The sequence below is a fragment of the Burkholderia sp. HI2761 genome (assembly GCF_002223355.1).
Taxonomy (GTDB): domain Bacteria; phylum Pseudomonadota; class Gammaproteobacteria; order Burkholderiales; family Burkholderiaceae; genus Burkholderia.
In genome coordinates, this window is the sequence record NZ_NKFN01000001.1 from 212,252 (window position 1) to 226,265 (window position 14,014).

The 14,014-nt window shown below is 68.9% G+C and carries 12 protein-coding genes; 5 read left to right on the forward strand and 7 right to left on the reverse strand.

Translation table 11 applies throughout. The features are described from left to right. Nucleotides 1-27 precede the first annotated feature (27 nt). The 4 genes from CFB46_RS01015 to CFB46_RS01030 form a co-directional block, all read right to left on the reverse strand. On the reverse strand, nucleotides 28-1,353 hold the full coding sequence (locus CFB46_RS01015; protein WP_027785275.1) for an ABC transporter substrate-binding protein: 1,326 nt from the start codon (nucleotides 1,351-1,353) through the stop codon (nucleotides 28-30). Nucleotides 1,354-1,425: 72 nt separating this feature from the next. Further along, nucleotides 1,426-2,787, reverse strand: coding sequence for a D-tagatose-bisphosphate aldolase, class II, non-catalytic subunit (locus tag CFB46_RS01020; protein ID WP_089499133.1), 1,362 nt, complete (start codon nucleotides 2,785-2,787; stop codon nucleotides 1,426-1,428). Beyond that, nucleotides 2,775-3,731 carry a sugar kinase gene (locus CFB46_RS01025; protein ID WP_089499134.1) on the reverse strand — a complete coding sequence of 319 codons (957 nt, stop codon included), beginning with the start codon at nucleotides 3,729-3,731 and terminating at the stop codon, nucleotides 2,775-2,777. The genes CFB46_RS01020 and CFB46_RS01025 overlap by 13 nt, the downstream gene beginning before the upstream one ends. 72 nt (nucleotides 3,732-3,803) lie before the next feature. Then, nucleotides 3,804-4,580, reverse strand: coding sequence for an L-iditol 2-dehydrogenase (locus tag CFB46_RS01030; RefSeq protein WP_089499135.1), 777 nt, complete (start codon nucleotides 4,578-4,580; stop codon nucleotides 3,804-3,806). Nucleotides 4,581-4,909: 329 nt separating this feature from the next. Between CFB46_RS01030 and CFB46_RS01035 the strand changes: the two genes are divergently transcribed. Genes CFB46_RS01035 through CFB46_RS01050 form a run of 4 tightly spaced genes read left to right on the forward strand, consistent with a single transcriptional unit; the run spans nucleotide 4,910 to nucleotide 8,012 of the window. After that, nucleotides 4,910-5,371, forward strand: a complete 462-nt coding sequence (locus CFB46_RS01035; protein ID WP_027785279.1) for a Fur family transcriptional regulator — start codon at nucleotides 4,910-4,912, stop codon at nucleotides 5,369-5,371. Between the two features lie 46 nt (nucleotides 5,372-5,417). Continuing rightward, nucleotides 5,418-6,329 (forward strand): metal ABC transporter solute-binding protein, encoded by a 912-nt coding sequence (locus CFB46_RS01040; RefSeq protein WP_089499136.1) that lies wholly within the window; start codon nucleotides 5,418-5,420, stop codon nucleotides 6,327-6,329. Nucleotides 6,330-6,346: 17 nt separating this feature from the next. After that, nucleotides 6,347-7,237, forward strand: coding sequence for an ABC transporter ATP-binding protein (locus CFB46_RS01045; protein ID WP_089499137.1), 891 nt, complete (start codon nucleotides 6,347-6,349; stop codon nucleotides 7,235-7,237). Continuing rightward, nucleotides 7,230-8,012 (forward strand): metal ABC transporter permease, encoded by a 783-nt coding sequence (locus CFB46_RS01050; RefSeq protein ID WP_089499138.1) that lies wholly within the window; start codon nucleotides 7,230-7,232, stop codon nucleotides 8,010-8,012. Before CFB46_RS01045 ends, CFB46_RS01050 begins: the two co-directional genes overlap by 8 nt. Nucleotides 8,013-8,171: 159 nt before the next feature. Here CFB46_RS01050 and fghA read toward each other — a convergent pair whose 3' ends face one another. The 3 genes from fghA to CFB46_RS01065 all read right to left on the reverse strand — a co-directional run bounded on the left by fghA (nucleotide 8,172) and on the right by CFB46_RS01065 (nucleotide 11,808). Next, on the reverse strand, nucleotides 8,172-9,020 hold the full coding sequence (gene fghA / locus CFB46_RS01055; RefSeq protein ID WP_089499139.1) for an S-formylglutathione hydrolase: 849 nt from the start codon (nucleotides 9,018-9,020) through the stop codon (nucleotides 8,172-8,174). A 16-nt stretch (nucleotides 9,021-9,036) separates the two neighbouring features. Beyond that, nucleotides 9,037-10,143 (reverse strand): S-(hydroxymethyl)glutathione dehydrogenase/class III alcohol dehydrogenase, encoded by a 1,107-nt coding sequence (locus CFB46_RS01060; protein WP_006483756.1) that lies wholly within the window; start codon nucleotides 10,141-10,143, stop codon nucleotides 9,037-9,039. Between the two features lie 213 nt (nucleotides 10,144-10,356). Next, nucleotides 10,357-11,808, reverse strand: a complete 1,452-nt coding sequence (locus CFB46_RS01065) for a xylulokinase (protein WP_089499140.1) — start codon at nucleotides 11,806-11,808, stop codon at nucleotides 10,357-10,359. Nucleotides 11,809-12,247: 439 nt separating this feature from the next. On the opposite strand from CFB46_RS01065, the gene CFB46_RS01070 reads away from it, so the two are divergent. Then, the gene (locus CFB46_RS01070) at nucleotides 12,248-13,624 is read left to right on the forward strand and encodes a nucleobase:cation symporter-2 family protein (RefSeq protein WP_179235018.1); all 1,377 of its coding nucleotides are present in this window, start codon (nucleotides 12,248-12,250) and stop codon (nucleotides 13,622-13,624) included. The last annotated feature ends 390 nt before the right edge of the window (nucleotides 13,625-14,014 follow it).

Genomic DNA, 14,014 nt, shown 5'->3' on the forward strand with positions numbered 1-14,014 from the left:
GATGCGGGCCGCGCGACGGCTTGCGCGTTACTTCTTGTAGCCGGCCTGCCGCACCGCGCGGTCGGCGGCGGCCTGCCCGGCGGCGAGCGCCTGGTCGACCGACATCTGGCCCGCGACCGCGCCCGCGATCGACTGGCCGACCACCGTGCCGAACGACTGGAATTCAGGAATCCCGACGTACTGCACGCCCGTGTACGGCACCTTCTTCAGCGACGGATCGTTCGGGTCGGCCGTCTCGATCGCCTTCAGCACGAAGTCCGAGAACGGCGCGGCGGCCTTGTACTCGGGGCGCTGATACGTCGACGTGCGCGTGCCCGGCGGCACCGACGCCCAGCCCTCGTCCTTGCCGACCATCTCGATGTACTGCTTCGACGTCGCCCACGCGATGAACTTGCGCGCGGCATCCTGCTGCTTCGACGTCTTCGGCACGGCCAGCGCCCACGCCCACAGCCAGTGCGAGCCCTTCGGCGTGGCGGCGACCGGCGCGGCCGCGAAGCCGATCTTGTCGGCCACCTGCGACTGCTGCTTGTTGTAGAGCATCCCGGCCGCGACCGTCGCGTCGATCCACATCGCGCACTTGCCGGACGCGGTCAAGGTCAGGTTCTCGTTGAAGCCGTTCGAGCTCGCTCCCGGCGGGCCGTTCTTCTTCAGCAGGTTCACGTAGAAATTGATCGCCTTCTTCCATTCGGGCGACGTCAGCTGCGCATTCCAGTTCTCGTCGAACCAGCGCCCGCCGAACGTGTTCACGACCGTCGACACGTACGCCATGTTCTCGCCCCAGCCGGCCTTGCCGCGCAGGCAGATCCCGTAGGTGCCCTTCGACTTGTCGGTGAGCTTGTCCGCGAATTCGGCGATCTGGTCGTAGGTCGGCTGGTCGGGCATCTTCAGCCCCTTCGCCGCGAACAGGTCCTTGCGGTAGAACGTCATCGAGCTTTCCACGTAGAACGGCAGCGCGTAGAGCTGGCCGTTGTACGACAGGCTGTCGCGCGCGGTCTTCACGATGTCGTTGAGATCGTAGTCGGCCGGCAGGCCCGTGATCGGCGCGAGCCAGCCGCGCTTGCCCCACTGCGGCGTTTCATAGGTGCCGATCGCCATCACGTCGAACTGGCCGCTGCCGGTCGTGATGTCGGTCGTCGCGCGCTGGCGCAGCACGTTCTCCTCGAGGATCACCCAGTTCAGCTTGATGTCGGGGTTCGCCTTCTCGAACGCCGGCGACAGCTTCTTCAACTCGATCATGTCGGGGTTGTTCAGCGTCGCGATCGTCAGCGTGCCGGCGGACGCCGCGCACGCGGCCGTCGCGAGCGCGGCTCCGGCGAAGCAGCGTGCGGCGGCGTCGAGCATCTTTCGTTGCATGGCATGTCTCCTGTGATTGTTCGAAGTATCGTCGGTTGGTCGTCGGTGTTGCGTCGTTTCCTTCGCGGCCCGTCACGCCGGCCGCTGCATGCCGCACGCGCGCGCATAGTGCGCGATCACGTCGCGTATCCGGTGGCGCACCCATGCGCGCGGTTCCCGTGCCAGGCCGCCCGCGCGGCACGCCGCGTACACGTCCGGCAGCCATTGCGCGACGAGCGTCTCCGGCACCGGCTGCCGCGCGAGGTTGGAAAACAGTTGCTCGACCGCGGCCGCGACGGCCGGCTGCAGCCAGTAATAGCGGATGCGGTCGCTGTAGCTGAACTGGCGCGCGAGCCGCTGCTCGGTCTCGTCGCCGCGGTAGTACGGCGCCCAGTGCTCGGGCTGCGCGCGCATCGCCGCGTCGACCACCTCGCGCAACCGCGAGCGTTGCGCGACGTCGTCGATCAGCGCGTCCTCGATGAACGTCAGCGCGAACAGCGCCTCGCGCAGCGCGAACGTCAGCGCGGGGCCGACCTTCAACACCGCGAAGTGGTCGCGCACGAGCGCGGCGAGCGCGGCTTCGGTCTGGTAATCGGTCGAATGCGCTTCGAACACGAGGCGCGGTGTCTGCAGGATACTCGCGCCCAGTGACGCTGCCTTGGCGCTGTCGTAGTCGAGCACGTGGCGATCGTCGAAGTCGACGCCCGGCTGCGCGACGACCGCGACGACGCGCGTCCACGCGTCGTCGAGCCCGGCCGCCGAGAACGCGCGGCGGTGCGCGTCGAGCGTCGCCGCGATGCTGTCGCCGCGCGTGACCGCGATTTGCGCGATCGCGTCGTTGCTCGCCTCGCCTGCATCGCCGCTGACTTCGCCGCCCGGCGTCGGCACCTCGGTGCCGATCACGTAGACGGGCGCGACGCCGGCGCGCGACGCCGCGTCTTCCGCCACGCGGCACAGCTCGGCCGCGCGCGCGGCGATCGTGCGATCGTCGAGCCGCGCCGGATCGTCCGCGCACGCCATGCTCGCATCGAGATGGATCTTTTCGAACCCGGCTTCGACATACGCGGCGACCATCGCACCGGCCTCGCGCATCGCGTCGGCCGCGCGGCGGTGCCGCCACGGGTTCGGGCCGAGATGATCGCCGCCGAGCACGAGCGCCGACGGCGCGAGCCCGCAGCGCGCGGCGATCGCATCGACGTCGCGGCGAAAATCGGCCGGCGTCATGCCCGTATAGCCGCCGAGATGGTTCACTTGATTGCAGGTCGCCTCGATCAGCAGCGGCGAGCCGTCCGTGCGCGCGGCTTCGCACGCGGCCTCCAGCACGAGCCGGTGCGCGCTGCAGATCGAATAGATGCCGCGCTGCGCATCCGCGCGGTTCGCGTCGAAAATCATCCGCAGCACGGTGTCCGCGTGCGCGGTGCGCGTGCGCTCGGCAACGGTCGTCAGGCCGGACATGCGATACCTCGTTCGGTCAGGAAACGGTCGATCTCGGCCGCGCTGCTGTTGCCTTCCATCGGGCCGCGCCGCGTGACCGCGATCGCGCCGGCCGCGTTCGCGCGGCACAGCGCGACCTCGATCGGCACGCCCGCGACGAGGCTCGCGACCAGCGTGCCGCCGAAGCAGTCGCCGGCGCCGGTCGGATCGAGTTCGTCGACCGGAAAAGCCGATGCCTCGACGCGGCTCGCGCGGTCGAACGCGACACTGCCTTGGGCGCCGCGCTTCAGCACGACGCGCTCGAGCAGCGGATGCGTCGCGAGCAGGCCCGCGATCGCGCGCTCGGCCGGCTGCGGCCCGCAGAAGAACGGCAGGTCGGCTTCGCTCGGCAGGAACAGGTGGCACGCGGCGAGCATCTCGTCGAGTGCCGCGCGCATCGGGCGAAAACTCAGCATCTCGGGCCGCACGTTCGGATCGAACGACACCTTCGCACCGCCGCGCGCGGCCTCGATCACCCCGCGCTGCACCGCCGCGATCGCCGATTCGCTCGTCAGCGACGAGCCCATCACGTGGAAATAGCGGCAGCCGTCGAACATCGCGGCATCGACGTCGGACGCATCGACGCACGCGGCCGCACTGGTCGACAACGTGAAGACGAAACTGCGCGAGCCATCGTCGCGATACGCGACGAACGCGGTGCCGGTCGGACGTGCGACGCGGCGGATGCGCGCGACGTCGACGCCGTCGCGGGCGAGCCGCGCGACGATCGCGTCGCCGAACGCGTCGCGGCCGACGCAGCCCGCATACGCGACGCGCGCGCCGAGCTGGGCGGCCTGATCGGCGAAGATCGCGGGCGCACCGCTCGGGAACGGTCCGGCGAACAGGCCCGGCGTATCGAAGCCCTGGCCGCGCTCGGCGGCGACGAATTCGGCCAGCAGTTCGCCGGCGACGACGATCTCGGCCATCAGGCGTGCCCTCGTGCGGCGGCGGCCGCGTTCAGCGAATCCACCTGGGTTGCGCGTGCGAGCGGCGGCATGTCAGCTCATCCAGTTGCCGCCGTCGACGTTCAGCGTCTGGGCGGTGATGTAGTCGGCGTCGGCCGACGCGAGGAACAGCGCGGCGCCCGTCAGGTCGCCCGGCACGCCCATGCGGCCGAGCGGCACGGCTTCGCCCACGAGCCGCTTCTTCTCGCCGAGCGGCCGGTTCTCGTAACGCGCGAACAGCGCGTCGACCTGCTCCCACATCGGCGTGTCGACCACGCCCGGCGCGATGCCGTTCACGTTGATCCGGTGCGGCGCGAGCGCGAGCGCGGCCGACTGCGTATAGCTGATCACCGCGGCCTTGGTCGCGCAGTAGTGCGAAACGAGCGCCTCGCCGCGACGGCCGGCCTGCGACGACATATTGACGATCTTGCCGCCGCGCCCCTGCTCGACCATCCGCTGCGCGACGGCCTGCATCAGGAAGAACAGCCCTTTGACGTTGACCGAGAACAGCCGGTCGAACACGTCCCACGATTCGTCGAGGATCGGGCGCATGTCGAACAGCGCCGCGTTGTTGAACAGGATGTCGACGCCGCCGAAGCGCTCGATCGCCGTCGCGACGATCCGCTCGATGTCGTCGCGGCGCGTGACGTCGGCCGTGACCGCCACCGCGCGGCCGGGGTTCGCCTCGATCAGCCGCGCGAGCGAGCCGCCTGCCGGCTTCAGGTCGACGAGCACGCAGCGCGCGCCCTCGTCCAGATAGCGCTGCGCGACCGCCTCGCCGATGCCGCTTGCGGCGCCCGTCAGGATCGCGACCTTGTCTTCCAGTCTCACTGGCTGTCTCCGGTTCGTTCTGCTGCTCGACGGTCGCGAAGTGAGCGAACGCTCTCCGACCGATCAATTGCTCTGTTAGTGATCGAATGATCGGATACGCGATACGCGCTGTCAAGACGACGCGACGGCTTTCTATGACGCGCTGCGGCACGGCGGCGCATGCCGACGCCCCGCCGCCCCCACACGGCAACGCGTGCGGCCCACGGTGCGGCGCGGTGGAATCAACGGTGAAGGGGACGGAGCGAAGGTGGGAAACGGAATTCGCGCTGCACGGTGCGGCGATACGTTATATCATCGCGATACTGTGTTTCATCGCCCTGCTTCACGCCATGGCCACCTCATCGTCCATTGACGCCCGGCTGTCCCGGGCCGACGCATTCGCCGCCGAGCACGGGCTCGCGTGGACGCCGCTGCGCCGCCAGGTCTACGAACGCGTGCTGGCCGCGCAGCGCCCGATCGGCGCGTACGACCTGCTCGCGGAACTCGAACCGCAGCGCGGCCGCGTGCCGCCGACGACCGTCTATCGCGCGCTGGATTTCCTCGTCGAGCACGGCTTCATCCACCGGATCGAATCGAAGAACGCGTTCTTCGCCTGCTGCGAGATCGGCGTGCCGCACGAAGGCCAGTTCCTGATCTGCGATGCGTGCGGCGACACCGTCGAGATTCCCGGCGGGGACCTCGCGAAGCAGTTGTCCGCGAGCGGGCCCGCGCACGGTTTCGAAGTCCACCACCAGGTCGTCGAGTTGAGCGGCTTGTGCGGGCACTGCAAGCGCAAGCCCGCCCAGCGCTGACGCCGAATCGCGCGGCGTACGCGCCGCCCTTCCAACGAGGAGTTCCATGTCCATTGCCCTGAAGCGCGCGTCGCGGCGTGCCCTGTCGCCTGTCCGCTGGTTGGCCGCCGCCGTCGCCGCACTGTCGTTGGCCGCGCCCTCGTTCGCGCAGGCCGCGACCGTCGACGTCGTCGCCGCGGAGAATTTTTACGGCGACGTCGCGTCGCAAATCGGCGGCCGCCATGTCGCGGTCACGAGCATCCTCAGCAATCCCGATCAGGATCCGCACCTGTTCGAAGCGAGCCCGAAGACGGCCCGCGCGCTCCAGCACGCGCAGGTCGTGATCTACAACGGCGCCAACTACGATCCGTGGATGGGCAAGCTGCTCGGCGCATCGAAGCAGGCAAAGCGCGCGACGATCGTCGTCGCCGAGCTGGTCGGCAAGAAGGCCGGCGACAACCCGCACCTGTGGTACGACCCGGCGACGATGCCGGCGGCCGCACGCGCGATCGCGGCCGAGCTCGGCCGCGCCGACCCGGCGAACAAGGCCGAGTACGATGCGAACCTGCGGAAGTTCGTCGCGTCGCTGAAGCCCGTCGACGACAAGGTCGCCGCGCTGCGCGCGAAGTACAAGGGCGTGCCCGTGACGGCCACCGAGCCCGTGTTCGGCTATATGTCGGACGCGATCGGCCTCGACATGCGCAACCAGCGCTTCCAGCTCGCGACGATGAACGACACCGAGGCGAGTGCGCAGGACGTCGCCGCGTTCGAGAACGACCTGCGCAAGAAGCAGGTGCGCGCGCTGATCTACAACAGCCAGGCCGAGGAACCGATGACCAAGCGCATGCTGAAAATCGCGCGCGACGGCGGCGTGCCGACCGTCAGCGTCACCGAGACGCAGCCGGCCGGCCAGACTTTCCAGCAATGGATGATCGGCCAGCTCGATGCGCTCGGCAATGCGCTTTCAGCCGGCAAGTAATAGATGACCGTAACGCCATGACCGCCACTCCTCACGCGCTCGCCGTCGATCGCGTCACGCTCGAACTGGGCGGACGCACGATCCTGCGCGACGTCAGCTTCTCGATCGGGCCCGGCGAATTCGTCGGCGTGCTCGGGCCCAACGGCGCGGGCAAGACGACGCTGATGCGCGCGGTGCTCGGCCTCGTTCCCCTGTCGGCCGGCACGCTGTCGGTCGGCGGCGTGCCGGTCGTGCGCGGCAACGCGTCGATCGGCTACATGCCGCAGATCAGGAGCGGCCTCGCGAACCGCCGGATGCGCGGCTACGACTTCGTCGCGATGGCCGCCGACGGCCACCGCTGGGGCCTGCCGCATACGAACGCGGCCACGCGCCGCGACGTCGATCGCGTGCTCGACCTCGTCGGCGGCCCGTCGCTCGCGCGCCGCCCGCTGTCCGAGCTGTCGGGCGGCGAACGGCAGCGCCTGCTGCTTGCGCAATGCCTGCTCGGCAACCCGAAGCTGCTGCTGCTCGACGAGCCGCTGATCAGCCTCGATCCGAACCATCAGCGCGGCGTCGTCGAACTCGTGCGCAACGTGCAGCGCGAACTCGGCATCACCGTGCTGTTCTCCGCGCACGAACTGAATCCGCTGCTGAACGCGCTCGACCGCGTGCTCTATCTCGGCAACGGCGTCGCGGCGCTCGGCACCGTCGACGAGGTGATCACGAAGCCCGTGCTGTCGCGGCTCTACGGATCGCCGATCGACGTGATGCGTGTGAACGGCAAGATCTTCGTGATGTCGGGCGACGTCGAGATCGAGAAGCACGACCACGAGCACGAGGACGACGACGGCCATTCGCACGGCGGTGGCGGCGGCCACGGCCATCACCACCACGGACACGCCCATCCCGGGCATTCGCACGATGTTTGAATACGACTTCATGATCAACGCCTTCGCGGCGTCGGGCATCGTCGCGGTGCTCGCGGGCATCGTCGGCTATTTCCTGGTGCTGCGCGGGCAGACCTTCGCCGGCCACGCGCTGTCGCACGTCGGCTTCACCGGCGCGACGGGCGCGGTGCTGCTCGGCATCTCGCCGATCTGGGGGATGGTCGGCTTCACGCTCGCGGCCGGGATCGGGATGGGCGCGCTCGGCGAACGGCTCGCGGGCCGCGACGTCGCGATCGGCGTGATCCTGTCCGGCGCGCTCGGCTGCGGCCTGCTGTTCCTGCACTTCTACACGTCGTTCGCGACGCAGGTCACCGCGCTGCTGTTCGGCAACGTGCTCGCGGTCAGCCATGACACGCTGGCGGTGCTCGCCGGCATCGGCGCGGTGAGCCTCGCCGCGCTCGCGCTGATCGCGCGGCCGCTGTTGTTCGCATCGCTGCAGCCCGAGCTGGCCGAAGCCAAGGGCGTGTCGCTGCGCACGGTGTCGATGCTGTTCCTCGCGGTGTGCGCGCTCGCGGTGGCCGCGGCGACGCAGATCGTCGGCGTGCTGCTCGTGTTCACGCTGCTGGTCGGGCCGGCGGCGGCCGCGCAGAACGTGTCGACGCGACTGTCGACGGGCGTGCTGCTCGCCGCGCTGTTCGCGCTGTTCGAGGCGTGGGCCGGCATCGTGCTCGCGTATCACACCGACTGGCCGACGAGCTTCTGGATCACCGCGCTGTCGGCGCTCGTGTACGGCGCGAGCCTGTTGCGGCGCAACTGATGGGCTGACGCGCGCGGCCCGCGTCGCAACGGGCCCGCGAGGAAAATGAAAACGCCGGCGTGCCCGAGGGGAGCGCCGGCGTTTTGTTTTGCGGCCGCCGCTGTCGTGTGACAACGCGACGGGCGTATTCGCATCAGCGGGACGCGTGTCCCGCTCGGTTCATCGCGCCAGCACGCGCGCGTGATGCGCGAGGTGATCGGCGACGAACGTCGAGATGAAGTAGTAGCCGTGGTCGTAGCCCGGATGGCGGCGCAGCGTCAGCGGCTGGCCGGCCTTCGCGCAGGCGGCTTCGAACACGTCGGGGTTCAGCTGGTTCGCGAGAAACTGATCGGCCAGCCCCTGATCGACGAGAATGCCTTCCGCGAACTTCGGCGCATCCGGGCGCGCGACGAGTTCGCTGGCGTCGTGCTGCTTCCACGCGTCGCGATCGGCGCCGAGATAACCGGAGAACGCCTTCTCGCCCCACGGGCAGCGCGTCGGCGCGGCGATCGGCGCGAACGCCGACACCGACCGGTAAAGCCCCGGATGGCGCAACGCGAGCGTCAGCGCCCCGTGCCCGCCCATCGAGTGGCCGAAGATGCCGAGCCGCGCGCCGTCGATCGGCAGCTCGGCCGCGACGAGCTCGCGTAGCTCGCCCGTCACGTACGACTCCATCCGGTAATGCGTCGACCACGGCGCTTCGGTCGCATCGACGTAGAAACCCGCGCCGACACCGAAGTCCCACGCGTCGGTCTCGCCCGGCACGCCCGCGCCGCGCGGGCTCGTGTCCGGCATCACGAGCGCGATGCCGTGCTGCGCCGCGTATTGCTGCGCGCCGGCCTTGATCGCGAACGTCTCGTCGGTGCACGTGAGCCCCGCGAGATAGAACAGCGCCGGCACGCGCGCGTGCGCGGCCTGCGGCGGCAGGTACACCGAAAACTTCATCGGCAGGCCGATGGTTGCCGAGTCGTGACGGTAGAAACGCTGCTCGCCGCCGTGGCACGCATGCGAGGAAACGAGTTCGAGCATGGCGGTGCGCTCCCGGTCAGTACAGCACGACCGAGCGGATCGACTCGCCGGCCTTCATTAGGTCGAAGCCTTCGTTGATCCGCTCGAGCGGCAGCGTGTGCGTGATCAGGTCGTCGATGTTGATCTTGCCTTCCATGTACCAGTCGACGATCTTCGGCACGTCGGTGCGGCCGCGCGCGCCGCCGAACGCCGAACCCTTCCACTCGCGGCCCGTCACCAGCTGGAACGGACGCGTGCTGATTTCCTCGCCGGCCGCGGCCACGCCGATGATGAACGACTGGCCCCAGCCCTTGTGCGTGCATTCGAGCGCCTGGCGCATCAGCTTCACGTTGCCCACGCATTCGAACGAATAATCGGCGCCGCCGTCGGTCAACTGCACGATGTGGTCGACGACGTTCTCGACTTCGTTCGGGTTGATGAAGTGCGTCATCCCGAACTTCTTCGCGAGCTCGACGCGCTTCGGGTTGATGTCGACGCCGATGATCTTGTCCGCGCCGACCATCTTCGCGCCCTGGATCACGTTCAGGCCGATCCCGCCGAGGCCGAACACGACGACGTTCGCACCGGCCTCGACCTTCGCCGAGTACACGACCGCGCCGACGCCCGTCGTCACGCCGCAGCCGATGTAGCAGATCTTGTCGAACGGTGCGTCCTCGCGCACCTTCGCGACCGCGATCTCCGGCACCACGATGTAGTTCGAGAAGGTCGACGTCCCCATGTAGTGGAACAGCGGCTTGCCGTCGAGCGAGAAACGCGACGTCGCGTCCGGCATCAGGCCCTTGCCCTGCGTCGCGCGGATCTTCTGGCACAGGTTGGTCTTGCGCGACAGGCAGAACTTGCACTCGCGGCATTCGGGCGTGTAGAGCGGAATCACGTGGTCGCCCTTTCTCACGGTGCCGACGCCGGGGCCGACGTCGACCACCACGCCCGCGCCTTCATGGCCGAGGATCGCCGGGAAGATCCCTTCCGGATCGGCGCCCGACAGCGTGTAGTAGTCGGTGTGGCAGATGCCCGTCGCCTTCACTTCGATCAGCACTTCGCCGGCGCGCGGCCCTTCGAGATCGACTTCCTCGATCGTCAGCGGCGCACCCGCCTTCCATGCAATCGCGGCTTTCGTTTTCATCGTGTCACTCCTGTGTGTCTGTGAGATCGGCCCGGGCCGGCGTGCGGCGCCTGCCGGGGTGTCATGCAAAGCGGTCGAAGCCGTGCCGCGCGGCACGGCGCAAGAATCTCGTGCTCGCCATGATGGCCGCTCCCGCCGCGCATCGCGTGCTCGAAACGGTCGCCGGCTTGCCAGGATGCGTCATCGCTGACGCAAAAGAACAAGTGTTCGAGTTTAAACGCCCGTCGTGAACCATGCATCCGTGCGCGCGTACAGATCGACGAAGCGCGCGTGGCGTGCAGCCAGCCGGCGATCGTCATGCGGCGCGGCAACCGGCGACGCGCTCGGCGCCAGCGCGCGCAACGCATCCTCGCGCCAATGCCCGATCGCGACGCCGGCGAGCAGCGCGGCGCCGCGCGTCGCGGCGTTCGGGCAATCGATCGCCTGCAGCGACGCGCCGAGCGCATCGGCGAGCAACTGGCGCCAGCGCGGATCGACCGAGCCGCCGCCGGCGAGGCGCAGCGTCGTCACCGCGTCGCCGCGATCGGCGTCGCGGATCGCATCGAGCCCCGCGCGCAACGCGAAGGCGACGCCTTCGAACGCGGCGCGCATCATCGCGCCGCGCGTGTCGCCCAGCCCGAGGCCAAGCCAGCCGCCGCGCGCATCGGGGTTCATCCACGGCGAACGCTCGCCGGTCAGGTACGGCAGGAAGCACAGCCGTTCGGACGCCGGCTGCGCGAACGCGTCGTCATACGCATCGGCCCATCGCGCGTAGCCGAGCCAGCCGCGCACGGCTTCGAGGGCGAGCCCGACGTTCTGCATCGCCGCCATCGTGTAATAGCCGCCGCCTGCCGCCGCACGATAGCGGTGCAAGCCGCGCCGCGCGGGCGGCAGCGCATCCGCGAGCACGACGATCTGGCCGCCGCTGCCGGTCGTCAGCAGCGCATCGCCTGCCGCGGCCAGCCCGCTGCCGAGCGCCGCGCACGCGGTATCGGCCGCGCCCGTCGCGAGCGGCACGCCGGCCGGCAGGCCGAGCGCGGCGGCGGCCTGCGCGCCGAGCACGCCGCCGCGCGCCGTGGACGCACGAACCGGCGCGAAGCGGTCGGCCGGCAGGCCGAGCGCCTCGATCAACGCGATATCCCACGCGCCGTCGGGCGTGGCGAGCGCGGTTGCGCACGCGTCGCTCGGATCGGCCGCCACGTCGCCGCCGAGTGCGATGCGCAGCCAGTCCTTCGGCTGCACGGCCCAGCGCGCGGCACGCAGCGCATCGGGTTCGTGCGTGGCTAGCCAGCGCAACAGCGGGCCTGCCATGCCGGGCGCGACGGGATTCGGTGCGACCGGCAATCCGGCCGCCGGCCAGCCGGCCGCATCCGCCTCGCGCGCCGCGCGCGTGTCGGGCCACAGCAGCGCGGGCCGCACCGGCTGGCCGGCCGCGTCGATCAGCACGACGCCATGCATCTGGCCCGAGAAGCCGATCGCCGCCACCCGCGCACGCTCGTCGGCCGGCAGCCGCGCGGCCGCGCGCACGAGCGCCTGCCACCAGATGTCGGGCGCGATTTCCGCCCAGCCGGGCTGCGGCGACGACAACCCGTAAGGTTCGCTCGCAACCGCCCGCTCGACGCCGTCGGCATCGAGCGTGACGAGTTTGACGGAGCCGGTGCCGAGGTCGATTCCGAGCAGGCGCATGACGTGAAGAGGATTCGTATGAACGGATATCGATGATAACGGGATCGCGACGTGGGCCCCGGTTTTGGCCGCCGCTTCGACGCATCGAACGTGCGGTCGGGCCGCCGCGTTCCACCGGGCCGCACCTTGCGCGCGAAAGCGGCCGTTCGCGGGTTAACCCGGCACGATTTCCGCACCCCGCTTTTTGCCACTATGCGGCCCGCCCGATACACACCATAAAAGGACCCATATTTGACATGGGGGCCGGCGCTATTTTGAAGCGCTATAAAACCGGTACACCTCACTCCTGCGGCAGTTTCCCGATGATCGAGCCCCTGCTCCATGCCGAAGCGGCATATCGAACCAGCAAAGAGCGGAATAGAACCCAGTGCTCTTGTTGCATGGATTCATTCCGAATAACTTCGTATCACCCCGAAAACAAGATCATGGAGTGAGACAGATGCAATCGAACACGGTCCATCCGTGCGATGAAGTGCTGCCGACCGGCAAGCTGGTAACGCTTGGCCTGCAGCACGTCCTCGTCATGTACGCCGGCGCCGTCGCCGTGCCGCTTATCGTCGGCGCGGCGCTCAAGCTGCCGAAAGACCAGATCGCGTTCCTGATCAGCGCCGATCTGTTTTCGTGTGGCATCGCCACGCTGATCCAGACGCTCGGCCTGTGGATCTTCGGGATCCGCCTGCCCGTCATCATGGGCTGCACGTTCGCGGCGGTCGGCCCGATGATCGCGATCGGCACGAACCCCGGCCTCGGCATTCTCGATATCTTCGGCTCGACCATCGCCGCCGGCATCATCGGCATCGTGCTCGCGCCGATGATCGGCAAGCTGTTGCGGTTCTTCCCGCCCGTGGTCGTCGGCACGGTGATCGCCGTGATCGGGCTGTCGCTGATGGAAGTGGGCATCAACTGGGCGGCCGGCGGCGTCGGCAACCCCGAGTACGGCAGCCCGGTCTATCTCGGCCTGTCGCTGCTCGTGCTCACGCTGATCCTGCTGATCAACAAGTTCGGCCGCGGCTTCATCGCGAACATCTCGGTGCTGCTCGGCATCGTCGCCGGCTTCGTGATCGCGTTCGCGATCGGCCGCGTGAACACCGACGGCGTGGCGCATGCGCCGTGGGTCGGCTTCGTGATGCCGTTCCACTTCGGCCTGCCGCACTTCGATCCGCTGTCGATCGTGACCATGGTCACGGTGATGTTCGTCACGTTCATCGAATCGACCGGCATGTTCCTCGCGGTCGGCGACATGGTCGATCGCCCGGTCAACCAGGAGCGCCTCGTGCGCGGCCTGCGCGTCGACGGCCTCGGCACGCTGATCGGCGGCATCTTCAACTCGTTCCCGCATACGTCGTTCTCGCAGAACGTCGGCCTGATCGGCGTGACGGGCGTGAAGAGCCGCTTCGTGTGCGCGACGGGCGGCGTGATCCTCGTGCTGCTCGGCCTGTTCCCGAAGATGGCGCAGGTCGTCGCGTCGGTGCCGCCGTTCGTGCTCGGCGGCGCTGGCATCGTGATGTTCGGGATGGTCGCCGCGAACGGCATCAAGGTGCTGTCGAAGGTCGACTTCGTGAGCAACTCGCACAACCTGTTCATCGTCGCCGTGAGCATCGGCATGGGCCTCGTGCCGGTCGTGTCGCCGCACTTCTTCTCGAAGCTGCCGCCGGCGCTCGCGCCGATCCTGCACAGCGGCATCCTGCTCGCATCGGCGACGGCCGTGATCCTGAACATCGTGTTCAACGGCGTGAAAGGCGAAAAGGACGCACGCTGCGAGATTCGGCGCGCCGGGCACGACTTCGACGGGCGTCCCGTCGACGTGCACCACTGATCGTGCCGCGCCGGATGACGGCGCACGGCGGTCAGGAAAAACGCCACGGCATGCCGTGGCGTTTTGCTTGGCGGGCCGCGGATTAGGCGGGGCTGGCGCGATCGATAGAGGATGAGGAACGCGCTGGCAGGCGGCAGAATGGCCACGGATGCCGATTGGCCGATTGGCCGAGCGGGCCGGCGTGACCGGAATCACCCGTGTCACCCGTGTCACCCGCGTCACCCGTGTCACCCGTGTCACCCGTGTCACCCGTGTCACCCGTGTCACCCGTGTCACCCGCGTCACCCGCGTCACCGCAGTCACCCGAGTCCGATGCAGGCATCGTCACGGCAACGGTCCCTGCCCCACGCGATGCGACCACCCAAAAAGAAACGCCACGGACTTGCATCC